Genomic DNA, 23,493 nt, shown 5'->3' on the forward strand with positions numbered 1-23,493 from the left:
GCCGCACAACGCCCACAGCGGGCGCATGGCAAGCGTGCGTTCAGAAACGATGGCGCAGGCCGATCGTGTAGCCCGTGCGGCTCTTGGCGCCGTTGACCTGGCCTGCCGCGTTGCTCAGACTGATCTGGTCGCCCTTCAGCTTGGTGTGATCGAGTTCGAGGTAGGCATCGGTGCGCTTGGAGAACGCATAGTCGAAGGCCATCGTGAAGAAGTCGGCCTTGCCTTTGGCGGCGGGCGTGTTGCCCTTCTGATCGGCACGGAAATAGTGCGCGCCGATGTTCAGCTGAGGCGTGATCTGGTATCCGGCGCCGATCTTGTAGATGGTGCGCTTGTTGGCGGCGAGGAAAGCCGGTCCGCCGAAGCCACCGTTGATGGTGCCCTGCCACATGGCCCCGAGCACGGCGCGGTCCACGGCGGTGAGGCCGTCATCCACCTTGTTCTGGCCATAACCGGCGTTGAAGTACCAGTCGCCCATGCGGTAGGAACCGCCCACCGTCCAGGCATCGACTTTCTTGCCCGAGGCGAATTCATAGTTCTGGTAACCCAGACCGGCTGCGAGGCCGCCAGCTGCGTACCGCAGGTAGCCACCCGCCGTCTTGCCACCGGTGGGGCTTTTCTCATCGAACGAATACTGCAGCGCACCGCGCCATGGACCAACCTCGGCCATGTACTTCAGCATGTTGTCGGCCCGAGCGCCCAGCGCGAAACCGATCTCGGGCTTGTACACGTCCATGTATGGAGAGTAGGGATACGACGCGTACGTGCTGGTGACGAGGTCGAACAGGATGTTGTATTGGCGGCCCATCGTCAGCCGCCCAAAACCGCCCTGCACCCCCACCCAGGATTGCTGGAAGTACGGGGTGGCTGCCGTGCCGGTGTCGGCGCCGAACCGGTTTTCCAGGTTCACCAGCGCCTTCAGGCCACCGCCCAGGTCTTCGGTCACGTTGATGCCCCAACGGCTCTGTGACATCCCCCCGCCAACCATCTGGTTCAGCGAGCCTCCCGGGCTGCCGGCCGGACCCTCATTGTTCGTATGGCGGTAAGCCATATCCACAATACCGTACAGCTGCACGCTGCTGGTATTGGCCTGGGCGAAGAGCAATGGCGAGGCCATAGCGAATACGGCGGCAGCAATTGTCTTTGTCACAAACGGAGTACGCATGTGTTGTCTCTTTCTGCTTGGAATAAGGGAAATTCATTTTAGAAATTCCCCTTTTTGCAGAACAGACTGCATGGCGGCAGACCCACAGGCGTTTTCCCTAGTTTTTTGTTACATGCGCGACAGAGAGAAAAGGCCCAGAAAGCAAAAAGCCGCCGACCCGAAGGTCGGCGGCTTTTTTCTTCTTACGAAACGCTGACTGACGTCAGCAGTTCATTAGAAGGAGTGACGAATACCAACTTGGTAGCCGTTGACGTTTTCGCCAGGCAGAGCGGTAGCGCCGGTCAGGCCGTTGCTGGCCAGAACGCGCGTTGCGCCGCCCTTGTTTTGCATGTGAGCGATCGTGCCGTACACAGCGGTGCGCTTGGACAGGTCATACACATAGCCCAGAGCCAGAACGCGCGAATCGGCGCCGCTGTTCTTCAGGTCGAGGTTCGCGAACGAAGCCTTCACCGTGCCAGGACCGACAGGAGCCGTCAGGCCGATCAGGTACGTAGCGTACTTGGTCTGCACAGCAGCGTTGTTCTTCTCTTGGTGATAGATGAAGATTGGCTTCACGACGCCCAGGTCGTACGAACCAGCGATGGAGTACGTGGTCACGTCTTGGGGAGCCGTAGCGCCGCGCAGCTTGTCAGCTGCCAGGGTCACGCTCAGAGGACCGTTTTCGTAGCCGCCGGCCAGGCCGAGGTAGTTGCCAGCCTTGTCGTAGGCAGCGTTGGAAGGCGTTTCGCCGAAAGCGTAGTGCACGGTACCGAAGAAACCACCCAGGTTGCCAGGGGTGCGGTAGCTCACGCCGTTGCCGATACGGAAAGGTTGGCCAGCGATGCCGAAGCCCAGGAAGTTAGCAACGCCAACTTGACCGAACGGGTCATACGAGCTGGGCTTGTCGTAGCCAGCCGTCAGTTCACGACCCAGACGAACTTCACCGAAGTTGCCCATCAGGCTCAGCGTGGAACGACGCTTGAATTCGAAGCCAGGACCCGTAGCGCCGCCGCCAGCACCGGTACCGGTGTCGTTCTGGATAGCGCCTTCGAGCCAGAAACCAGCCTTCAGACCGCCACCGAGGTCTTCAACGCCGCGGAAACCCAGACGGCTGGTTGCATTGCCGCTGTTGTACACGCCGGTCACGGAATTGTCGGCGGAGACGCGGCCAACGCCAGCGTCAACGATACCGAACATCGTGACGGAAGATTGAGCCATTGCAGCGCCGGAAGCAGCCAGCACAGCCAGGGCAATCAGGGATTTTTTCATTGCGAGTTACTCCAAGGTTAAACGAGGGCGCCGGTTCGGGGGGCTGAGATGCACAAGCGCAGTCCGCCGGGTCCCCGGGCCAACCTCCTGGTGGGGAAGTTGTCCTTATTGCAACAGAGGCACGTCGGTTTCGCAAAGGAATTCCCTCACAATCTCACCGAAAGGCCTAAATCGTTGCTGTGCTGCAACAACCCTTTGGGCCGTCACGGAATCGACTTATCGCGGCGCCCTGTGTGAAAAGGATGCTCGCATTTTTGTATCCATTCGAAAGCTTTTGTTGCACTTCGAATTTCACTTCGTTTTCACATGGATCAATTCTTGACGGCGGTCGACACCGCGCTCCGAACCCTGTTCGCCAAGCCACGTGCCAGCGAGCCGTCTCCTGCTCGCGCGCATCCTGAAGCCGAACTGACACCCGCCGAAAAGCGTCTGGCAGGCGCCCTGATGCGGGTGAATCACGTGGGCGAAGTATGCGCCCAGGCGCTTTATACCGGCCAGGCTGCGGTGACCCGTGATGTGCAACTGCGCGCCCATCTGCTCGAAGCAGCCCGGGAGGAAACGGACCATCTCGCCTGGACGCGCGAACGGCTCGACGCGCTGGGCGACCGGCCGAGCCTGCTCAATCCGCTGTGGTTCGCCGGGGCGTTTGCCATTGGCTGGACGGCGGCGCAGGTCAGCGACCGGGTGAGCCTGGGCTTCGTGGTGGAAACCGAGCGCCAGGTGGCTAAGCATTTGCAAAGCCATCTGGAGCGACTGCCTGCCCAGGATCTGGCGTCGCGTTCGGTCGTGGCTCGCATGAAAAGCGATGAGGAGCGGCATGCGAACGGCGCGCTGGCGGCAGGCGGGCAGGAATTGCCGGCTCCCGTGCGCTTGCTGATGACGGCAGCCGCCAAATGCATGACCACCGTGGCGCACCGCATCTGACCCGCCTGGGCATCGACGGATCGCCGTTTTTCTTCCTATAGCGAAGCGAAAGCGCTATAGCCGATCACCCTTCGACGATGTCGAAGCCCGTGGTGATTTCGGCCGTCTTCGCCAGCATGATGCTGGCTGAGCAATATTTCTCATGGCTCATGGCGATCGCGCGCTCCACCGCCGTTGCGGGCAAGTCTTTGCCGGTCACGGTGAATTGCATGTGGATGCGGGTGAAGACCTTCGGATCGACCGGCGCGCGCTCCGAGGTGAGCTTGACGCTGCAGCCCCGCACGTCGTGCCGGCCACGCTTGAGGATCAGCACGACGTCGTAGGCCGTACAGCCGCCGGTGCCCGCGAGCACGGTTTCCATGGGCCGTGGCGCGAGGTTCTGCCCGCCATTGGCAGGGTTGGCATCATCGGGCGCGCCGTCCATGGCCAGGACATGACCGCTGCCCGTTTCGGCGATGAATCCCATGCCGGAACGGGTGCCCGAAGCCCCCGTCCAGGTGACTGTGCATTCCATGTTGTTTTTCTCCATCAAAAAAAGTTGAAATGGCTTGTCCATCTCGTGAATACCCTTGGATTTTGCTGCAACGCAGCATCCTTTGGGCTACACTTCGAGCCATGCGTTGCCCGAAAGGGCCGACAGCAAACCCAGAAAGTTTGTTCGCACCCATTGTCTCCTCCATCTCCTCAAAGGATGGATTCGGCCCCGGTCTTCACAGTCCGGGGCCGTTTTTTTTGTCCGTCGCGCGGCGGTGTCGCTCTGGAGGCCACCCCCTATGATGGCGGCCCGCCCGCCACCGGCGCGGCAATGATTCGAACGACATGACCCAGCACCTCACGCCCCTGGACTATCTGAAGAAGATCCTCACCGCCCGCGTCTACGACGTGGCGGTCGAGTCGGCACTGGAACCCGCGAAGGCCCTGAGCCGCCGACTCCAAAACCAAGTGCTGCTCAAGCGCGAGGACCAGCAGGCGGTGTTCAGCTTCAAGCTGCGCGGTGCGTACAACAAGATGGCGCACCTGTCGCCCGAGCAACTGCAGCGGGGCGTGATCTGCGCCTCGGCCGGGAACCACGCGCAGGGCGTGGCGATGAGCGCACACAAGCTGGGCACGCGGGCCGTCGTCGTCATGCCCACGACGACCCCGCAACTCAAGGTCGATGCCGTCAAGACGCTGGGCGGCGAGGTGGTGCTGCATGGCGACAGCTATTCCGACGCCTACGGGCACGCCATCGAACTGCAGGCGGCGCAGGGGCTGACGTTCGTGCACCCCTTTGACGACCCTGACGTGATCGCCGGCCAGGGCACGATCGCCATGGAAATCCTGCGCCAGCTGCAAAGCCTGGGCAGCAACCGGCTCGATGCGGTGTTCGTGGCGATCGGCGGCGGCGGCCTGGTGAGCGGCGTGGCCAATTACATCAAGGCCGTGCGCCCCGAGATCCGCATCATTGGCGTCCAAATGAACGATTCCGACGCCATGGCGCAGTCGGTAGCGTCGGGCCACCGGGTCACGCTGGCCGACGTGGGGCTGTTTTCCGACGGCACGGCCGTCAAGCTGGTGGGCGAGGAAACCTTCCGCGTGGCCCAGGGCCTGGTGGACGAGTTCATGACCGTGGACACCGATGCCGTGTGCGCTGCGATCAAGGACATCTTCGTCGACACGCGCAGCATCGTGGAGCCGGCCGGCGCCCTGGCCGTGGCGGCCATCAAGCAGTACGTGGACACGCACAAGACCCAGGGCGAGACCTACGCCGCCATCCTGTGCGGCGCCAACATGAATTTCGACCGCCTGCGCTTCGTGGCCGAGCGCGCCGAGGTCGGCGAAGAGCGCGAGGCCCTGCTGGCCGTCACCATTCCCGAAGAGCGCGGCAGCTTCAAGCGGTTCTGCGAAGTGGTGGGCGAACTGCCCGGCGGCCCGCGCAACGTGACCGAGTTCAACTACCGCATCAGCGACGCGGCCCGCGCCCATGTGTTCGTGGGCCTGACCACGCGCGGCAAGGGCGAGTCGGAGAAGATCGCGCTGCATTTCCAGCACCGCGGCTTCCAGGCGCTGGACCTCACGCACGACGAACTGGCCAAGGAGCATTTGCGCCACCTGGTGGGCGGCCGGTCGGCGCTCGCGCAGGAAGAGCGGCTGCTGCGCTTCGTGTTTCCGGAGCGGCCGGGGGCGCTGTTCAAGTTTCTGAGCCTGATGCAGCCGAGCTGGAACATCAGCCTGTTCCACTACCGAAACCAGGGCGCCGACTACGGGCGCATTCTGGTGGGCATGCAGGTGCCGGCGGGCGACGCGGCGGCGTTCGACGCCTTCCTCGCCACGCTGGGCTACCCGTATGTGGAAGAGACGATGAACCCTGCCTACCAGCTGTTCCTGCAGGCCGGACACGCCTGAGCACGAAATTTAGTCAAAACAGCCTCCAGCGCAATCACCACTAGGGCACATAGCTATTAATTCAATAGCAAATCCGATGCAAGCCCTTCGCCACTTTCTGCTGGCCGTGCAGTTCTTCACCCGGATTCCGGTCACCGGCCGCGTGGCGGCGTGGGTGGGCTACAGCCCTGCCCTGCTGCGTGCCAGCGCCGGGCACTTTCCAGGCGTGGGATGGCTGGTGGCAGCGGTGGCGGTGACGATTTACGCAATGCTTTGGTGGGCGCTCGGGCCGCAGCCGCTCGCGCCCTGGGTGTGCGCGGTGTTCAGCACGGCGGCCACGGTGTTCGCCACGGGGGGCTTTCATGAAGACGGCCTGGCCGACGTGGCCGATGGCCTGGGCGGCAGCCTGCAGCGAGAGCGGGCGCTGGAAATCATGAAGGACTCGCGCGTGGGCGCCTTCGGGGCCATGGCACTGGTGCTGGCGCTGGCGGCCAAGCTCGCCTTGCTCGCGCTGCTGGGCTCGGCCGGCCTGGGCGTGGTGCTGCCGGCCATGGCGGGCGCCCATGTGCTTTCGCGCTTTTGGCCGCTGGTGCTGGTGCGCACGCTGGCCCACGTGGGCGACACGGCCACCTCCAAAAGCAAGCCGCTGGCGGACCAGATCAGCCGGCGCTCGCTGGGCACTGCGGCCTTGTGGACCCTTTTGCCCCTGGCGCTGATGGCTACTGCGCTGGGCGCTACTGCATTGATAGCATCCATCGCTGCCAGCGCCTTGGCCATGCTGTGGATGCGGCGCTGGTTTGCGCGCCGGCTGGGCGGCTTCACCGGCGATTGCCTGGGCGCCACACAGCAGGTCGGCGAGATCGCCATTTATCTGGGCGTGGCCATTGTGCTCGGCCAGGGCCTGCGGTGACGCGGCGCCTGTGGCTGGTGCGGCATGCCCTGCCGCTGGTGGCGCCGGGGCTGTGCTACGGAGCGCTCGACGTGCCCGCCGACCCGGCCGCCACCGCCGATGCGGCGCGCCGGCTGGCCCAGGCGCTGCCGGACACGCTGGCGGCCGTGCACCATTCGCCGCTACAAAGATGTGAGCATCTCGCGCATGCCCTGCTTGCGCTGCGGCCCGATTTGGCTTGCAGTCCCGATGCGAGGATTGCCGAGATGGATTTCGGCACCTGGGAAGGCCGCGCCTGGAATGACATCGCCCGCGCCGACATCGACGCCTGGACGCTGAGCTTTCACGGCGCCCGCCCCAGCGGCGGCGACAGCCTGGCCGCCATGCTGCATCGCGTGGGCGCCGCGCTGGACGATGCGCGGAAGACGTCGCGCGACTGCGATGGCGATGTGCTGTGGATCACCCATGCCGGGGTGGCGCGCTGTGTGCAGTGGCTGCAGGCCGAGCCCGTGCGCATGCCGCGTGCCGACGAATGGCCGGTGCCTGCGCCGGGCTATGGGGAATGGATGACGGTGCCGCTGGGCGAAGTAACCACCGGCGCCATTGCAGGGGAGCATCGGTCTGGCTGACCCTGCGGTATCGACCGGCCGCCAGCCCCTTTGTGCCACAGGCCGGCTATCGGCATCGGCTATCGCTTGTCCGGGATTTCCAGCGTGACGCTGGCGGCGCCGTCGGGCGTGGGGCCCAGCCGGGCCTGCCGGCGGCCCAGGGCCTGCAGCACCAGCCCTTCGGCCACCGTGGCGCCGACGCGAAACGGCTTGGCGGGCTGGCTGTCCACCGCGATCAAGGCTGCGCCGCCGCCACTGGCCGTGCCCGCCAAGACTCCCACCAGGGCGAACCGGCTGGGCTCCTTCACTGCGGGGGCCGCGGGTGCCGCAGGGCCGGCGCCCAGAAGCCGGGCCAATGCCTGGGCGTCGGGTGCGAGCGGCGCGGGCGCGGCCGCCACCATGCCTGAACCGGCCGGCCGGGCCGTCAGGCGCAGGCCCCAATAGACCACGCTTGCGCCTGCCAGCGCCCACAGGGCCATCGTGCCCAGGCGCACGCCCCACCTGCCGTATGTGTTTGTCACCATCGCACGATTATGATTGACCGCATCTGTCCTACCCGAGACGACCCTCAGTGAATTCACACGCTTCTTCCCTTGCACGCACCGCACGCCGCCGCCTGGCGGCCGGCTTCACCCTGATCGAATTGATGGTGGTGCTGGTGATCATCGGCGTGCTCGCCGCGCTCATCGTGCCCAACGTGCTCGACCGTGCCGACGACGCCCGCAGCACCGCGGCGCGCACCGACATCACCAACATCGTGCAGGCCCTCAAGCTCTATCGCCTGGACAACCAGCGCTATCCCACCGCCGAGCAGGGCCTGCAGGCGCTGATCGCCAAGCCATCTTCCGGCCCCGCGCCCGGCAACTGGCGCCCTTACCTGGAAAAGCTGCCCAACGACCCGTGGGGCCGCCCCTACCAGTACCTCAGCCCCGGCATCAAGGGCGAGGTGGACGTGATGTCGTTCGGGGCCGATGGCCAGTCCGGCGGCGAGGGCAAGGATGCGGACATCGGCAGCTGGCAGTGAACGCCGCCCGACGGGCCCGTAGCCCGGGCATGGCGCGATGGACATGAACCGACTGGCGCCCATTCCCGTCGCGATCGATCTCCCGTGACTTCGCACCCTTCCCGCCGCGCCCGGGGCTTCACGCTGTTCGAGCTGCTGGTCGTGGTCTCGATCATTGCGCTGGCCACGGCCGGCGTGGGCTTCGCGCTGCGCGACAACGGCCAGACGCTGCTCGACCGCGAGGGCGAACGCCTGTCCGCGCTGCTGGAAGCGGCCCGCGCGCAATCGCGGGCATCGGGCGCGACCGTGCGCTGGCGCGCGTTCGCCGGCGGCTTCCGTTTCGAGGGGCTGCCGGGCAATCCATCGCCGGGCGCCTGGCTCGACCCCGGCACGCAGGTGCTCGGACCGGGCCTGGTGCAGCTCGGGCCGGAGCCGCTCATCGGCCCGCAGCAGATCCTGCTGGCCAACCAGGGACACCCGGGGCGTGCGGTGCGCGTGGTCACCGACGGCCTGCGCCCGTTCACCGTGGAGCCCGCGCAGTGATGGCCGGCCGCGCCGTCTTTTCGCGCCGGCAGGGCGAGCGCGGCTTCACGCTGGTCGAGGTGATGGTGGCGCTGGCCATCGTGGCGATCGCGCTCATGGCGGGGCTGCAGGCCACCTCCGCCCTCACCCGCAACGCCGCGCGCCAGACCGATGTGCTGCTGGCCCACCTGTGCGCCGAAAACGAACTGGTGAAAGTGCGCCTTTCGCGCCAGATGCCGCCCATCGGCGACAGCACGCTGGCCTGCGAGCAGGCGGGGCGCCGCTACGACGTCTCGCTCATCGTGCGGCCCACGCCCAACCCGCAGTTCCGCCGGGTGGATGCCCAGGTGTCCGACGGGCAGAACTCGGTGCTGCGCCTGTCCACCATCGTGGGGAGGTACTGACGTGGCCCGCCTGCGGCGCAATCGCCGCGCCTTTGCCTCGGGATTCACCCTGATCGAGCTGCTCGTGGCGATTGCCATCATGGCGATCCTGGCGATCATGAGCTGGCGCGGCCTGGACGGCATGGTGCGTGCGCAGGAGCAGACGCGCGAACGCGCCGATGGCCTGCTCGTCATCCAGGCGGCGCTCGCTCAATGGGGCACCGACCTGGACGCCCTGCAGGCCATCGACCAGACCGAGCCGCTCGACTGGGACGGCCAGGTGCTGCGCATGACGCGCCGCAGCAGCGCCGAGCCCGATGAAGGCCCCGTGGTGGTGGCCTGGACGCGGCGCAACGTGAACGGCATCGACCAGTGGCTGCGCTGGCAGTCGCCCCCCGTGCGCACGCGGGCGCAGTGGCGCGAATCCTGGCAGCAGGCGGCGCAATGGGCGCGCACGCCGGGCGAGGCCGAGCGGCGCACCGAGACCGTTCTGATGCCGTTGATGAACTGGCAGATCTATTACTACCGCGACGGCGCCTGGTACAACGCGCTGTCCAGCAGCGAAACCAATGCCAACGTGGCGCAATCGCAAGGGCCCACGGCGGCCACCAACATTCCCGAGGGCATCCGCCTGCAGTTGACGCTGCCGCCGGGCCGCGCTCTGGCCGGCGTGCTCACCCGCGACTGGGTCAACCCCGTGAATGGCGGGGGCAAGTCATGACGGGCCGCCGCCACACCCCCCTACCAGGCCGGCGCAGAGCGCGCGGCGCGGCGCTGCTGGCCGCCATGCTCACCGTGACGCTGGTGGCCACGTTCGCCGCCGCGGCCATGTGGCAGCAGTGGCGCGCGGTCGAGGTGGAGACTGCAGAGCGCGCGCGGGCGCAGTCGGCCTGGATTCTGGCCGGAGCGCTCGACTGGTCGCGCCTCATCCTGCGCGAGGACGCCATGGCGCGCAACGGCGACGGCACCGACCACCTGGCCGAGCCCTGGGCCGTACCGCTGGAAGAAGCCCGCCTGTCCACCTTCCTGGCCGCGGACCGCAACGTGAGTCAACCCGAAGACGCCAGCACCGACACGGCCGACGCCTTCCTGTCCGGCCGGATCATCGACCTGCAGTCGCGCATGAACCTCTTCAATCTGGTGGACGGCACGGGGCAGGAACTCGCGCTGCGCCAGTTCACCCGCCTCTTCGAGCAGCTCGGCCTGCCGCGCCAGCAGTTGAGCCTGATGGCCGACGGACTGCGCCAGGCCAAGGCCACGGGCGGCGATACCGGCACCGCGCCGCTCATGCCGCGCTCGGTGTCGCAGCTGTCGTGGCTGGGGGTGGATGCGGTCACCATCGCCGCGCTGGAGCCCTACGTCACCATGCTCCCGCGGGGCACCCGGGTGAACCTCAACACGGCCAGCGCCCAGGTGCTGCAGGCCAGCATCGACGGGCTCGACATGGCCGGCGCGCAGCAGTTGGTGCAGGCCCGCGAGGCCCGGCACTTTCGCAACGAGGAAGACGCACGCAAGCTGCTGAGCGGCTCGGCGCAGATGGACACCGGCACGCACACCGTCACCTCGTCGTACTACGAAGTGCTCGGCCGGCTGCGGCTCGGCAGCACGGTGGTGCAGGAGCGTTCCCTGGTCTACAAGGCAGGCCGCGAAGCGCGCACGCTGTGGCGCGAGCGCGGGGTCTTCGCGCGCAGCGAAGCCAACGCGGCCGCCCGCTGACCCCGGCCGCCCGATCCGTCATGCCACGCCCCTAAAATGGCCCGCGAAACCCATCCATGAGCACCCTCATCCTTTCCTTGCCCCCGGGCCTCCCGGGGCCGGCCACCGAGTACGGCTACACGCTGACCACCGACGGCCACACCGCCACACGACACGCGAGTGCGCCCGCTGCGCTGCTGCCCGACCCCGGCCGCGCCGGCGAACGGGTGGCCGTGGTGCCGGCCCGCGCCCTGTCGTGGCAGCGCGTCACGCTGCCGCCGGGGGCCGGCACGCAGGCACCGCGCCTGCGCGCCGTGCTCGAAGGTCTGCTCGAAGAGCGCCTGCTGGACGATCCCGCCGCGCTGCACTTCGCCCTGGAGCCGGGCGCCCGCCCCGGCACCCCCGCCTGGGTGGCCGTGTGCGACCGGGCCTGGCTGCGCGCTGCGCTGCAGGCCCTCGAAGCCGCAGGCCGCCCGGTGCAGCGCGTGGTGCCCGAGTTCGCTCCCGGCCCCGGTGCCAGCGAAGCCCCCGAATATTTCGCCCTGGGCACGCCGGACGACGCCCAGCTGGTCGCCACCGCACAGGGCCCCGACCAGGCCGTGGTGGTGCTGCCGCTGTCGCCCATGGCCTTGCAATTGACAGGCGCGATGGCCGAGGCCGAGCAGCCCGCCGCCGTGCGTGCCGAACCCGCCGTGGCCGCGCTCACCGAGCAGATGCTGGGGCGCCCCGCCGTGCTCTACACCGCCAGCCAGCGCGCGCTGGACGCCGCCCGTGGCGAATGGGATCTGGCGCAGTTCGACCTCGCCAGCAGCAGCCGCACCCGCGCGCTGCGCAAGGCCGGCAGCACGCTCGGCACCTTCGCGCGGGCCCCGCAGTGGCGCGCGGCACGCTGGGCACTGGGCGTGCTGGTGGCCACGCAGCTCGTGGGCCTCAATGCCTGGGCCTGGCAGGAGCGGCAGGCGCTGGAGGCCAAGCAGGCCGGCGTGCGTGCCGCCCTCACGCAGACCTTTCCCCAGGTGAAGGTGGTGGTCGATGCGCCCGTGCAGATGGAGCGCGAACTCGCCCAGCTGCGCCAGGCCGCCGGCAGCGTCTCGCCGCGCGATCTCGAACCCATGCTGGCCGCCGCAGGCGCCGCACTGCCGCCAGGGCAATTGCCCACGGCGCTCGACTACAGCGCGGGCGACCTGCGCCTGCGCGGCCTCGAACTGCCGCCCGACGTGCTCGCCAGCGCCAACCAGCGGCTGTCCGCAGCCGGGTATTCCGCCCGCCTGCAGGACGGCCAATGGCTGCTGCGCACCGGAGGCCAGCCATGAAACGCTCTTCTTCTTCCGCCGCCGCGGCCTCGCCATCGGCTTCGGGCATTGCGCCCCTGCGCGCACGCTGGAAGGCCCTGGCCCCGCGCGAGCAATCGCTGGTGCTGGCCGCTGTGGGCCTGGTCGCCGCCGCGCTGCTGTGGTGGGTGGCGATCGCGCCCGCGCTGCAGACCCTGCGCAGCGCGCCCGCACGCCACGCCGAGTTGGATGCCCAGTTGCAGCACATGCAGTCGCTGCAGGCCGAGGCCCTGCAACTGCAAAGCGCGCCGCGCCCCCCGCTGGGCGACACCGCCCAGGCCCTGCGCAGTTCGCTCACGCAGCGCCTGGGCACGACGGCGCAGATGTCCGTACTGGGCGACCGCGCCACGGTCACGCTCAAAGGCGCGCCTGCGGATGCGCTGGCGCTCTGGCTTTCGCAGGCCCGCAGCAATGCGCGCACCGTGCCGATCGAAGCACGCCTGGCGCGCAGCAGCACGGCCGTGGTGGGCCCCACGCCCGCCAACAAGCCGCCAGCGGCACTGTCTAACCAGCCGGCTGCACCGGACATGCCGCGCTGGGACGGCACGCTGGTGCTGGCGCTGCCATCGGGCTGATCTGTTCTTTTTAGATGCTTTTCCTTTCGTTGATCCGAGCCTTTTCTTGAGTCCCTTTTGAACGCCACCGTGTCCCGCAGCGCTGCCAACCGTTCCCCTTTCGCCGGCTCCGCCAAGCCGCGCTCGCCGCGTGGCTGGGCGCTGGCCGGCTGCCTGCTGGGCGCGCTGCCGGCGCTGCTGGTCTTCGCACCGGCCCAGTGGTTGGCCAGCGCCGTGGAGCAGGCCAGCGGCGGGCAGGTGCTGCTGGCCCAGGCGCGCGGCACGGTGTGGACGGGCTCGGCCCAGGTGGTGCTCACCGGCGGGCGTGGCAGCCAGGACCAGGCCGCCCTGCCCGGCCGCTTAGACTGGCGGCTGCGGCCCACGTGGAACGGCGCCCGCGCCGATCTGCGGGCCGATTGCTGCACGCCACAGGCCGTGCAATTGCGCGTGCACCCGCACTGGGGCGGCGCCAGCGTGACGGTGGCGGATGCCCGCAGCCAGTGGCCGGCCGCCGTGCTGGCCGGCCTGGGCACACCGTGGAACACGCTGCAGCCGCAGGGCCAACTGGCCTTGACTACGCAGGGCCTGACCTTCGACTGGTCCGCCGGGCGGCTCGTGGTGGACGGCGAGGCGCAGGTCGATGCGCTGGACATGTCCTCGCGCCTGTCCACGCTGCGCCCCATGGGCAGCTACCGGCTGGTGCTGCAGGGCGGGCAGGCGCCCACCCTGGCGCTTTCGACTTTGGACGGCGCGCTGCGCCTGTCGGGCAGCGGCCAGTGGGTGGGGCAGCGCCTGCGCTTCACCGGCGAGGCCACCGCAGCGCCCGAGCGCGAAGGCGCGCTGGCCAATCTTCTCAATATCATCGGGCGGCGCACCGGCGCGCGCTCCATCATCACCGTGGGTTGACCCTATGACTTCCTTGATTTCGCAACGCCTGCGGTTCGCACTCCACACCCTGGCCGCGGGGGCCCTGCTGGCCTGTGCCGGCGGCACCCTCCAGGCCCAGACGGCAGTGGGCACCGGCACCAGCAGCGTGCGCGCCGGCGAGCCGGTCACGCTGAACTTCGCCAACGCCGAGATCGAGGCCGTGGCGCGCACGATGGCCACCATCACCGGCCGCAACGTCGTGGTCGACCCGCGCGTGAAGGGCCAGCTCACCCTGGTGACCGAGCGCGCCGTGACGCCGGCCGCCGCCTTCCAGCAGTTCCTGGCCGCGCTGCGGCTGCAGGGCTTCACGGTGGTGGAGGCCGCAGGCCTGTACAAGGTCGTGCCCGAGGCCGACGCCAAGCTGCAGGCTGGCAGCGTGAATGTCTCGGAAAGCGGCCTCGGCGGCACGCGGGGCGGTGGGCAGATCGTCACGCAGATCTTCAAGCTCAACTTCGAGAACGCGGCCAACCTGGTGCCGGTGCTGCGCCCGCTCATCAGCCCCAACAACACGATCAACGTGAACCCCGGCAACAACTCGCTGGTGATCACCGACTACGCGGACAACCTGCAGCGCCTGGCGCGCATCGTCGCCGCCATGGATGTCTCCAATGCCAGCGACGTGGAAGTGATTCCGCTGCAGAACGCGCTGGCCACCGAGCTCGCCCCGCTGGTCTCGCGCCTGCTGGAGGGCAGCGGCACGGCCGGCGCCGCCGTGCCGGCCACGGCCCAGGGCCAGTCCGACACGTCGTTCCGCACCACGCTGCTGGCCGAGCCGCGCAGCAATTCGCTGATCCTGCGCGCGGCCAATCCGGCCCGCCTGGCGCTCGTGCGGACCCTGGTGCAAAAGCTCGACCAGCCACCGACGCCCGGCAGCAGTGCCGCGGGCGGCAACATCCACGTGGTGTACCTGAAGAATGCCGACGCCACCAAACTGGCGGCCACGCTGCGCGCGGCGCTGTCGGCGGCCACGGGCAGCGGATCGTCGGGCTCGGGCGCCACGTCCAGCGCCCCCACGGGCTCCGGCCTCGGCTCGACCGGGCTGTCGGGCGGCATGTCGCAGACCGGCGGCGGCAGCAGTTCGATGGGCAACAACTCCACCTTCGGCGGGGGCAGCAGCAGCGGTGGCGGACTGGGCAGCAACGCCGGCGGACTGGGCAGCTCGGCCAACAGCAACCAGCCGTCCACCGGCGGGCAGATCCAGGCCGACCCGACCACCAACTCGCTCATCATCTCCGCGCCCGAGCCGCAGTTCCGGCAGTTGCGCGCGGTCATCGACCAGCTCGACGGGCGGCGTGCCCAGGTGCTGGTGGAAAGCCTGATCGTCGAAGTCGCGGCCAACAAGGTGGCCGAGTTCGGCATCCAGTGGCAAGGCGTGCTGGGCAACTCCGGCAGCGGCACGGTGGGCGTGATCGGCACCAACTCCACGCAGGGCGGCGGCTCCAACATCATCAACCTGGCGCTGGCGGCAGCCAGCGGCAACGCCACCACCATCGGCTCTGCGCTCTCCGGCAGCAACAGCCTGGGCAACGGCCTGAACGTGGCCGTCGCCCCGCGCATCAACGGCAACTACTACCTCGGCGCGCTGGCCAACTTCCTGGAGAACACGGGCGACGCGAACGTGCTCTCCACCCCCAACCTGATGACGCTGGACAACGAAGAGGCCCAGATCATCATCGGCAACAACGTGCCGTTCGTCACCGGCTCTTATGCCAACAGCACCGGCAGCAGCACCGTCAACCCGTTCACGACCGTCGAGCGCAAGGACGTGGGCCTGATGCTGCGCGTGCGCCCGCAGATCAACGAGAACGGCCTGGTCAAGCTCACGCTGTACCAGGAAGTCTCGCAAGTGGACGCCGCCACCGTCACCGCCGCCAACGGCCCCACCACCAGCAAGCGGTCGATCGAATCCACCGTGCTGGTGAACGACGGCAGCGTCATCGTGCTGGGCGGCCTGCTGGAAGACCGCTATGCGCTGGGCCAGGACAAGGTGCCGCTGATGGGTGACCTGCCCCTGGTGGGCGGCCTGTTCCGCAATGAAAACCGCTCGCGCCGCAAGACCAACCTGATGGTGTTCCTGCGCCCCCTGGTGATCCGCGACGCCGCCACCAGCGATGCCGTCATGACCGACCGCTACGAAGCGATCCGCGCGCTGCAGCAGAACACGCAGCCCGCGCCCAGCAACGTGATGCGCAGCGTGTCCGAAGCACCGGTGCTGCCGCCCCTGCGCAACGACAACGCGCCCGGCACGCCGGTGTCGCCGCAGGCGCCCATGCGCACTGCGCCCATCGCGCCGCTGGTGCCCGATCAGCGCCCCGTTCCCCGGTCGATGTCCACGCCGTCCGACGAGTACACCGCGCCGCCGGAAAAGCTCAGCCCTCAGTAACGACCCATGCGCCACCCGCTTCCCTACGCCTTCGCGCGCACCGCGCAGCTGCTGCTCGAAGACGACGGCCAGAGCACCGTGCTGTGGCACGGCCCCGCGCCCGATGCCGGCGCGCTGTCCGAAGTGCTGCGCAAGTACGCCGTGCGCCAGCTCATGCCGCTGGATGCCCACGCGCTGGCGCAGCGCATCAGCGCCGCCTATTCGCAGGGCGAGTCGAGCGCGGCCACGGTGGTCAGCGAGGTCGAATCCGACGCCGACCTCTCGCGCATGATGCAAGAGCTGCCGGCGGTGGAAGACCTGCTGGAATCGGCGGGCGATGCGCCCATCATCCGCATGCTGAACGCGCTGCTCACCCAGGCCGCGCGCGACGGGGCGAGCGACATCCACATCGAGCCCTACGAGCGCCACTCCAGCGTGCGCTTTCGCGTGGACGGCACGCTGCGCGAGGTGGTGCAGCCCAACCGTGCGCTGCACGCCGCGCTGATTTCTCGCCTGAAGATCATGGCGGACCTCGACATTTCGGAAAAGCGCCTGCCGCAGGACGGCCGCATCAGCCTGCGCCTGGGCACCCGCGCCATCGACGTGCGCGTGTCCACCCTGCCCAGCGCCCATGGCGAACGCGCCGTGCTGCGCCTTCTGGACAAGAGCGGAAGCAAGCTGAGCCTGGAGGCCGTGGGCATGCAGGGCAACACCCTGAACCGCTTCGACAGCCTGATCCACCAGCCGCACGGCATCATCTTGGTGACCGGGCCCACTGGCTCGGGCAAGACCACCACGCTGTATGCCGCGCTCGAACGCCTGGACGCAGCCAGCAGCAACATCATGACGGTGGAAGACCCCATCGAGTACGAGCTGCCGGGCGTGGGCCAGACGCAGGTGAACGCCAAGATCGACCTCACCTTCGCCAAGGCCCTGCGCGCCATCCTGCGACAGGACCCGGACGTGATCATGATCGGCGAAATTCGCGATTTCGAGACCGCGCAGATCGCCATCCAGGCCTCGCTCACCGGCCACCTGGTGCTGGCCACGCTGCACACCAACGACGCCGCCAGCGCCGTCACGCGCTTGACCGACATGGGCGTGGAGCCGTTCCTGCTGTCGAGTTCGCTGCTGGGCGTGCTGGCCCAGCGCCTGGTGCGCAAGCTGGACCCGGCCGACCCGAGCGGCTACCGCGGCCGCACCGGCGTGTTCGAAATGCTGGTGGTGGACGACACGCTGCGCGCGCAGATCCACAACCAGGCCTCCGAAGCCGAACTGCGCGCCACAGCCCTGGCCGGCGGCATGACGCTGATGCGCGACGACGGCGACCGCCTGGTGCGCGCCGGCATCACCAGCCCCGAGGAAGTGCTGCGCGTCACGCGGGATTGACGGTGCGACGGCCCATCGCGCCGCCTGGCTTTTGCTATTACTTATATAGCAATACCCCCTAGTGCTGATTGCGCTGGAGGCCTTTTTTATTCAAACCGCCGCTGCGAATGGCATCGGCCGAGCGGAGTCAAAACGCACCGAGCCCGCAGCCCCACCGGGCGACCCTGCCCAGTGCTTCGGCGCCTCAGCGCCCCAAGCCGCGCTTGAGCTCTCTCAGCAGCAGCACGACCTGCTTGGAGGCGTGCTGGCATCCCTTGAACGCCTGCTGCGCCAGGGCGCGGTCGCCCGCTTCAGCATGCATCACCAGGTCCGCCGCCTGCCAGTGGAAATGGCGGTGGCGGCGCACCATCATGTCGAACGCCGGGAAATGGCCCAGCGCGATGCGCCCGGCGCCATGCAGCCATTGCCCCAGTTCCGAACACCCGTCGTCGCGGATCACCTCGGGCCGCAGGCGCTCGTCGCGCGCGCCTTCCAGCACCTGCGCCAGCCACGGCAGCCAGCGCTCGTGGCTGGCGATGGCGGCGTCGATGTCGATCTCGGCCAGCAGCTTGGCCGCCTCTTCGCCCATCACCACCAACTCGCTGGCGTTGCTGTCGGGCAGCGAGGTCCAGTCGTCGTCCACGGCCTTGCCATCCCCGCGGGGCGTGAACAATCGGCTGAAAAATCCCATGGTCGGTGGTCTTGGTGCGTGCCCCGCTCGGCACCGCCGCGGATTGCGGCATTGCACGGGGCATGGACGGTGTTGCCGTCATAGCCGGGAATTATCGACGCTCGCCCCACCATCGCAAAACCCGACATCCACAGCGCGCGGTGCCCCGCGTGCCTAGCACCGAACCGATGGCCGCGGGCCAGCACAGGTTTGGCCCGCGCCGCACAATCGTCCAATGACTTCCACGCAACGCTCCCCCGCCCTGTCCATGCTCGATCTGGTTGCCGTGCGCGAAGGCGGCACGGTGGCCGAAGCCCTGCAGGTCGCCGTCCGCACCGCCCAGCACGCCGAATCGCTGGGCTTTTCGCGCTACTGGCTGGCCGAACACCACAACATGCCCGGCATCGCCAGCTCGGCCACCGCCGTGCTGGTGGGCCACATCGCCGGCGCCACGCAGCGCATCCGCGTCGGCTCGGGCGGCATCATGCTGCCCAACCACGCGCCGCTGGTGGTGGCCGAAGCCTTCGGCACCCTGGCCGAGCTGTACCCCGGCCGCATCGACCTGGGCCTGGGCCGCGCGCCCGGCACCGACGGCCCCACCATGCGCGCGCTGCGCCGCGACCGCGTGGAGACCGAGCAGGACTTTCCGCGCGACGTGGCCGAGCTGCAGCGCCTGCTGGGCCCCGTGCAGGCCGGCCAGCGCCTCATCGCCACGCCGGGCGCGGGCACCGAAGTGCCGATCTGGCTGCTGGGCTCCAGCCTGTTCTCCGCCCAGCTGGCGGCCGAGCGCGGCCTGCCTTACGCCTTCGCGTCGCACTTCGCGCCGCGCATGCTGCACCAGGCCATCGATCTGTACCGCCGGCTGTTCCGCCCATCGCCCACCCTCGCCAAGCCCTACGTTGTGGTGGGCGTGCCGGTGATCGCCGCGCCGACCGATGCCGAAGCCGAGTTCCTGGCCAGCAGCACGTACCAACGGGTGCTGGGCATCCTGACCGGCCACCGCCTGCAATTGCAACCGCCCGTGGAAGACTTCGCCGCCCGGCTGTCGCCCCAGGAGCGCGCAGCCATCGGCGACTTCCTGGCGGCGGGCGTGATCGGCGGCCCGGACACGGTGCGGGCCGGCCTGCGCGAGCTGGCCGAAGAAACCCGTGCCGACGAATTCATGCTGGTGAGCGACGTGTACGACCCCGCGCTGCGCCTGCGGTCGCTGGACATCGTGGCCGTAGCCAACCGGGCGGACTGACCGGCGTAGCGTCGGCAGAGCGGGACCCACGGCTGACGGCTGCCGGCGAGCGGCTGGCAGCCGACATCGCAGCGCCTTCGGTAGCGGCTACCATCACGCACCGCTCCGTTGCCGCCACTGCGGCCCGTTCACTGCTCATTTAGCCGCCCACTTTGCCGACCCCGACTGAACCGCATGCCCGCCTTTTCCTTTGAAGCCCTCGACGCACAGGGCCAGACCCGCAAAGGCACCATCGAAGCCGACACCGCCAAGGCGGCCCGCAGCCTGCTGCGCGCGCAGGCGCTCGTGCCCCTGGCCGTGGACGCGCTCGCAGCGGGCCAGGGTCCGACGGGCGGCGGCGCCGCCACCTTCAGCCAGCGGCTCTTCACGCGGCCGGTGTTCGGCGCCACCGCGCTGTCGATCTGGACGCGCCAGCTCGCCGGGCTCGTCGCCTCGGGCCTGCCGCTGGAGCGGGCGCTCACCGCTCTGGCCGACGAGGCTGACGACGAACGCCAGCGCCACCTCGTCGCCACGCTGCGCGCCGAGGTCAACGCCGGCTCCACCTTCGCCCGCGCCCTGGGCGCCCACCCGCGCGAGTTCTCGCCCATCTACTGCGCCGTGATCGGGGCGGGCGAGCACAGCGGCAACCTGGGACTGGTGCTGGAGCGCCTGGCGGACGACCTGGAAGACCGCCAGGCCCTGAAGGCCAAGCTGATCGGCGCGGCGCTGTACCCGGCCATCGTCACGGTGGTGGCCATCGTCATCGTGCTGTTCCTGGTGGGCTACGTGGTCCCCCAGGTGGCGGCCGTGTTCGCTGGCACCAAGCGCGCCCTGCCCTTTCTCACCGTGGCCATGCTGGCCATCAGCGATGCGGTACGGCATTACGGGTGGGCCGCGCTGGTTGCTATTATTTTCATAGCTATCGGCGCAAAATCCGCCCTGGCGCAACCGCGTTTTCGCGAGAAGTTCGATGCCGTGTGGCTGACCCTGCCGCTGGTGGGCAAGCTGGCGCGTGGCTACAACGCGGCACGCTTCGCCGGCACGCTGGCCATGCTGGCCGGCGCGGGCGTGCCCATCCTGCGCGCCCTGCAGGCCGCCGCCGAAACGCTGAACAACCGCGCCATGCGCGCCGATGCGCTCGATGCCCTCGTGCTGGTGCGCGAAGGCGCGCCGCTGGCCTCGGCCATGGCGCAGAAAAAACGCTTTCCCGGCCTGGTCGCCATGTTCGCCCGCCTGGGCGAGCAGACCGGCCAGCTGCCGGTGATGCTGCAGCGCGCCGCCACCCAACTCTCCACCGAGGTGCAGCGGCGGGCTCTGCAGCTGGCCACCATCCTGGAGCCGCTGCTCATCGTGGCCATGGGGCTGATCGTCATGCTGATCGTGCTGGCCGTGCTCATGCCGATCATCCAGCTCAACCAGTTCGTCAAATGACATCGATGCGTCCTCGATTCAGTCCCCGCCGCCGGAGCGCCCCATGGCCATGACTTTGGACGACAAGCTCGTCGTCGCCATCTCTTCGCGTGCGCTGTTCGACTTCGAAGAAGAGAACCGCCTGTTCGATCCGCTGCAGCCGCAGACGTACATGCAATTGCAGCTCGACCGGCTGGACACGCCCGCACGGCCCGGCGTGGCGTTCTCGCTGGTCAAGAAGCTGCTGGCCTTCAACGAGCCCGGCCACCAGCGCGTGGAGGTGGTGGTGCTGTCGCGCAACGACCCGGTGAGCGGCATGCGCATCTTCCGCTCCGCCAGCGCGGCGCACGTGCCCCTGGAGCGCGGTGTGTTCACGCAGGGGCGCGACCCTTTCCGCTACCTGCGGCCGCTGGGTGCGCACCTGTTCCTGTCCGCCAACGAGGCCGACGTGCGCCAGGCGCTGCAACTGGGCTACCCGGCCGCGCGCGTGCTGACCGAATCGGTGCAGGCCAGCCATGCCAACCCGCACGAAGTGCGCATCGCCTTCGACGGCGACGCCGTGCTGTTCTCCGACGAGGCCGAGCGCGTGTACCAGGCTCAGGGGCTGGCCGCCTTCCAGCGCCACGAAACCGACAAGGCCGCGCAGCCGCTGCCCGACGGCCCCTTCAAGCCGCTGCTGGCCGCTCTGCACCGGCTGCAGCAGGCGGCGGGCACCGCGTCGGGCATGCGCCTGCGCACCGCCCTGGTCACCGCCCGCAGCGCGCCGGCGCACGAGCGGGCCATCCAGACGCTCATGAACTGGAACATCGCCGTGGACGAGGCCATGTTCCTGGGCGGGCTGGACAAGGGCGGCTTCCTGCGTGAGTTCGAGCCCGACTTTTTCTTCGACGACCAGACCGGCCACGTCACCTCGGCGGCGCGCCACGTGCCCTCGGGCCACGTGAGCAGCGGAATCTCCAACCCCGGCTGACGGCGGCCGCTCACGCAGCCGTCCAACCGGCAAAGATCACGCAAGCTTTGCAACCAGCGGTGAAACCCGGCCGTTCCCGATTGCAATACCGGCCTGCCGCACCATCTGTGACACCATGCCCCGAATGAACGCCCCTGCCGCCCCCCTGTCGTCCCGCACCCGTTCCCTCGCCGCCGCCGCCGCCGCCGCCGCCGCCGCCGCTCAGGCTCGCCCCCCAGCGGCAGCCCTGCGCGCGATCGCGCTTTTTTCGCTGCTTGCCATGGCCCTGGCCTTCAACGCAGTCGCCGCACCGCCCCCGGCGACGGCCGCTTCGGCCCCGGCAGCCAAGGCGAGCGAGCCCCTGTCCAAGGGCGAGATCAAGGCGCAAAAGGAGTTCAAGATGCTGGACTTCAATGGCGACGGCAAGCTGAGCCGGTCGGAAGTGGCGCTGTTTCCGCGGCTGGCGAATTCGTTCGACGACGCCGACACCAACCACGACGGTTTCGTCTCTTACGAGGAAGTGCGCGCCTTCGCCATCAAGTACCGCGCCGAACGCGACCGTGCCAAGGCCGACGCGGCGCGCGCTCCCGCCAGTGGGGCCAGCGCCGCCAAGCCCTGAGGCAGCGTTTCTTTAATGCGGGCGGCACCTTCGGGGATTCAAGCCAAAAAGGCCTCCAGCGCAATCAGCTCTAGGGGGTATAGCTATTATTTTTATAGCAAACCGCTTTACAGACCGCCCGTGCGCTTGATCTTCGGATCGGAGTAGATCAGCGGTTCGTCCTTGGCCTCCTGGGCCAGGCGATCCTGCAGCGGGGTCTTGTTGAGTTCCTGCGCCATCTCGACGGCGCTGCCGCTGGCGCGCCACATCGACTGGATGAACTCGAGCAGTTGCTTGTAGATGGGCTCCGGCGGAGGCTCCGGAGGCTCCTCGACCGCGTCCTTTTTCTTGACCTCGGTCCAGTCGCGATTGCGCGTGTCGGGGTCGGACGGCTTGTCCGGCTCTTTCACGATGGCGCCCTCGCCCAGCCGGTCCATCGACTCGACGGGGTTGGCCGGCTGGACGGGCCGCACCGGCACCGCCCCGGAGGCTCCAGTGGAATACAAATCGGCGCCCTGGGGACGCCAGCTCGGCGATCGGTCAACAGGTGGCATTTGCATGGCAGTGGTCCGTTCATGGAAGGTGGAGCGGCAAGGGGAATTACTCCCTCGTCGTATTCCATAACGGCAAAAAGAAGGGGAAATTAAGGCCTTTTTAAGGGATCAACCCGAAAACAAGGGTTTACCCCTATCTCTTTGGCGACGCTGCGCTCGCCGTGCGGCCTGCACCACCACGGACAAACAGCCCGCCCGCCCACGCAGGGCGCGGGGATGGCGCTATAAAAACCGCTCCAGCAAGCGGCGCGACTGGCGGTCCAGCGCCCCCACGTCGGGCACGCGAAACTGCACGCCGTCGGCCGATGCGATCAGCAAGGCGGTGCGCCCGCCGAGCCGGCGGATGTCCTCTTCGGCCTTGAGCACCAGTTGCGCCGGCCCCCGGTCGGTCTCCACCGCCCAGGTGCTGGGGGTCGAAAAGCCGGACACGCTGACCAGCCTTTCCAGAATCGGCACGAATTCGCGGGCATTGAGGTCTTCTTCGACCAGCGACCGGGCGGAGGGGGGCAAATGGTCGAGGTGCTCGATCCACTGCATCTCATGGCCGTCCGGGCCGACGAGGGAAATGCCCTCGGACGGTGCGGCGATGGGAAACGCCCGCACCGGCACCACTTCGATGGGCGGCTGCATTCCGTCGGGGTGGGTCCACACGAGCCGCCCGTGGGCGTTGCGCTGCAGGCGAATGGTGGCCAGGGCCGAGGAGGCGCTCGGGGCGGAAGGCGAAAGCGGAGAGGTCATGGGCGTGCGCCT

At 68.5% G+C, this 23,493-nt stretch carries 25 protein-coding genes; 18 read left to right on the forward strand and 7 right to left on the reverse strand.

From position 1 onward, the window contains the following. Positions 1-40 precede the first annotated feature (40 nt). Both BLT03_RS10815 and BLT03_RS10820 read right to left on the reverse strand, forming a co-directional pair. Positions 41-1,162, reverse strand: a complete 1,122-nt coding sequence (locus BLT03_RS10815; protein WP_092743421.1) for a porin — start codon at positions 1,160-1,162, stop codon at positions 41-43. A gap of 213 nt (positions 1,163-1,375) precedes the next feature. Further along, positions 1,376-2,410 (reverse strand): porin, encoded by a 1,035-nt coding sequence (locus tag BLT03_RS10820; RefSeq protein WP_092743423.1) that lies wholly within the window; start codon positions 2,408-2,410, stop codon positions 1,376-1,378. A gap of 306 nt (positions 2,411-2,716) precedes the next feature. Between BLT03_RS10820 and coq7 the strand changes: the two genes are divergently transcribed. Continuing rightward, positions 2,717-3,334, forward strand: a complete 618-nt coding sequence (gene coq7 / locus BLT03_RS10825) for a 2-polyprenyl-3-methyl-6-methoxy-1,4-benzoquinone monooxygenase (protein WP_092743425.1) — start codon at positions 2,717-2,719, stop codon at positions 3,332-3,334. 64 nt (positions 3,335-3,398) lie between these two features. On the opposite strand, the gene BLT03_RS10830 is transcribed toward coq7, so the two are convergent. Then, a complete protein-coding gene (locus BLT03_RS10830; protein WP_092743593.1) occupies positions 3,399-3,848 on the reverse strand; it encodes an OsmC family protein in 450 nt (149 codons plus the stop codon). Positions 3,849-4,153: 305 nt separating this feature from the next. Here BLT03_RS10830 and ilvA point away from each other — a divergent pair, with 305 nt between their 5' ends. The 3 genes from ilvA (at position 4,154) to BLT03_RS10845 (ending at position 7,216) form a co-directional block, all read left to right on the forward strand. After that, a complete protein-coding gene (gene ilvA / locus BLT03_RS10835; RefSeq protein ID WP_092743427.1) occupies positions 4,154-5,719 on the forward strand; it encodes a threonine ammonia-lyase, biosynthetic in 1,566 nt (521 codons plus the stop codon). A gap of 76 nt (positions 5,720-5,795) precedes the next feature. Then, on the forward strand, positions 5,796-6,608 hold the full coding sequence (locus tag BLT03_RS10840; protein WP_092743429.1) for an adenosylcobinamide-GDP ribazoletransferase: 813 nt from the start codon (positions 5,796-5,798) through the stop codon (positions 6,606-6,608). Continuing rightward, complete coding sequence (locus BLT03_RS10845; protein ID WP_092743431.1) at positions 6,605-7,216, forward strand: histidine phosphatase family protein; 612 nt, start codon at positions 6,605-6,607, stop codon at positions 7,214-7,216. The genes BLT03_RS10840 and BLT03_RS10845 overlap by 4 nt, the downstream gene beginning before the upstream one ends. Positions 7,217-7,275: 59 nt before the next feature. On the opposite strand, the gene BLT03_RS10850 is transcribed toward BLT03_RS10845, so the two are convergent. Then, the gene (locus BLT03_RS10850; protein WP_092743433.1) at positions 7,276-7,719 is read right to left on the reverse strand and encodes a general secretion pathway protein C; all 444 of its coding nucleotides are present in this window, start codon (positions 7,717-7,719) and stop codon (positions 7,276-7,278) included. Between the two features lie 47 nt (positions 7,720-7,766). Here BLT03_RS10850 and gspG point away from each other — a divergent pair, with 47 nt between their 5' ends. From gspG to BLT03_RS10900, 10 genes are all read left to right on the forward strand, one after another. After that, on the forward strand, positions 7,767-8,219 hold the full coding sequence (gene gspG, locus BLT03_RS10855) for a type II secretion system major pseudopilin GspG (RefSeq protein ID WP_175537728.1): 453 nt from the start codon (positions 7,767-7,769) through the stop codon (positions 8,217-8,219). Positions 8,220-8,303: 84 nt separating this feature from the next. After that, positions 8,304-8,741 carry a pilus assembly FimT family protein gene (locus tag BLT03_RS10860; RefSeq protein ID WP_092743438.1) on the forward strand — a complete coding sequence of 146 codons (438 nt, stop codon included), beginning with the start codon at positions 8,304-8,306 and terminating at the stop codon, positions 8,739-8,741. Continuing rightward, entirely contained in the window at positions 8,741-9,124 is a 384-nt protein-coding gene (gene gspI, locus BLT03_RS10865) for a type II secretion system minor pseudopilin GspI (protein ID WP_092743440.1), read from the forward strand. The genes BLT03_RS10860 and gspI overlap by 1 nt, the downstream gene beginning before the upstream one ends. Before the next feature lie 10 nt (positions 9,125-9,134). Beyond that, positions 9,135-9,824, forward strand: coding sequence for a PulJ/GspJ family protein (locus BLT03_RS10870; RefSeq protein WP_434802348.1), 690 nt, complete (start codon positions 9,135-9,137; stop codon positions 9,822-9,824). Next, positions 9,821-10,819, forward strand: coding sequence for a type II secretion system minor pseudopilin GspK (gspK, locus tag BLT03_RS10875; protein ID WP_175537729.1), 999 nt, complete (start codon positions 9,821-9,823; stop codon positions 10,817-10,819). Before BLT03_RS10870 ends, gspK begins: the two co-directional genes overlap by 4 nt. A 56-nt stretch (positions 10,820-10,875) precedes the next feature. After that, on the forward strand, positions 10,876-12,111 hold the full coding sequence (gspL, locus tag BLT03_RS10880; protein WP_092743444.1) for a type II secretion system protein GspL: 1,236 nt from the start codon (positions 10,876-10,878) through the stop codon (positions 12,109-12,111). Next, entirely contained in the window at positions 12,108-12,704 is a 597-nt protein-coding gene (locus tag BLT03_RS10885; RefSeq protein ID WP_092743446.1) for a type II secretion system protein M, read from the forward strand. The genes gspL and BLT03_RS10885 overlap by 4 nt, the downstream gene beginning before the upstream one ends. 69 nt (positions 12,705-12,773) lie before the next feature. Then, entirely contained in the window at positions 12,774-13,589 is an 816-nt protein-coding gene (gspN, locus tag BLT03_RS10890) for a type II secretion system protein N (protein WP_245711326.1), read from the forward strand. A 4-nt stretch (positions 13,590-13,593) separates the two neighbouring features. Next, positions 13,594-15,993, forward strand: a complete 2,400-nt coding sequence (gene gspD, locus BLT03_RS10895; RefSeq protein WP_092743450.1) for a type II secretion system secretin GspD — start codon at positions 13,594-13,596, stop codon at positions 15,991-15,993. 6 nt (positions 15,994-15,999) lie between these two features. Next, positions 16,000-17,361, forward strand: coding sequence for a GspE/PulE family protein (locus BLT03_RS10900; protein ID WP_092743452.1), 1,362 nt, complete (start codon positions 16,000-16,002; stop codon positions 17,359-17,361). Between the two features lie 184 nt (positions 17,362-17,545). Here BLT03_RS10900 and BLT03_RS10905 read toward each other — a convergent pair whose 3' ends face one another. Beyond that, positions 17,546-18,031, reverse strand: coding sequence for a CZB domain-containing protein (locus tag BLT03_RS10905; protein ID WP_092743454.1), 486 nt, complete (start codon positions 18,029-18,031; stop codon positions 17,546-17,548). Between the two features lie 214 nt (positions 18,032-18,245). On the opposite strand from BLT03_RS10905, the gene BLT03_RS10910 reads away from it, so the two are divergent. The 4 genes from BLT03_RS10910 (at position 18,246) to BLT03_RS10925 (ending at position 22,210) form a co-directional block, all read left to right on the forward strand. After that, positions 18,246-19,253 carry an LLM class flavin-dependent oxidoreductase gene (locus BLT03_RS10910; protein ID WP_092743456.1) on the forward strand — a complete coding sequence of 336 codons (1,008 nt, stop codon included), beginning with the start codon at positions 18,246-18,248 and terminating at the stop codon, positions 19,251-19,253. Positions 19,254-19,427: 174 nt separating this feature from the next. Further along, positions 19,428-20,663, forward strand: a complete 1,236-nt coding sequence (gene gspF / locus BLT03_RS10915; protein ID WP_092743458.1) for a type II secretion system inner membrane protein GspF — start codon at positions 19,428-19,430, stop codon at positions 20,661-20,663. Positions 20,664-20,706: 43 nt separating this feature from the next. Then, positions 20,707-21,612, forward strand: coding sequence for a 5'-nucleotidase (locus tag BLT03_RS10920; protein ID WP_092743460.1), 906 nt, complete (start codon positions 20,707-20,709; stop codon positions 21,610-21,612). A 115-nt stretch (positions 21,613-21,727) separates the two neighbouring features. After that, entirely contained in the window at positions 21,728-22,210 is a 483-nt protein-coding gene (locus tag BLT03_RS10925) for an EF-hand domain-containing protein (protein ID WP_434802345.1), read from the forward strand. A gap of 107 nt (positions 22,211-22,317) precedes the next feature. Here BLT03_RS10925 and BLT03_RS10930 read toward each other — a convergent pair whose 3' ends face one another. Together BLT03_RS10930 and BLT03_RS10935 are read right to left on the reverse strand one after the other, a co-directional pair. Then, positions 22,318-22,749 carry a hypothetical protein gene (locus tag BLT03_RS10930; protein ID WP_092743462.1) on the reverse strand — a complete coding sequence of 144 codons (432 nt, stop codon included), beginning with the start codon at positions 22,747-22,749 and terminating at the stop codon, positions 22,318-22,320. A gap of 216 nt (positions 22,750-22,965) precedes the next feature. Then, entirely contained in the window at positions 22,966-23,481 is a 516-nt protein-coding gene (locus BLT03_RS10935) for a cyanophycin metabolism-associated DUF1854 family protein (RefSeq protein ID WP_092743464.1), read from the reverse strand. Between the last annotated feature and the right edge of the window lie 12 nt (positions 23,482-23,493).

Origin of the sequence: Paracidovorax valerianellae (genome assembly GCF_900102625.1) — a bacterium.
Taxonomy (GTDB): Bacteria; Pseudomonadota; Gammaproteobacteria; order Burkholderiales; family Burkholderiaceae_C; genus Paracidovorax; species Paracidovorax valerianellae.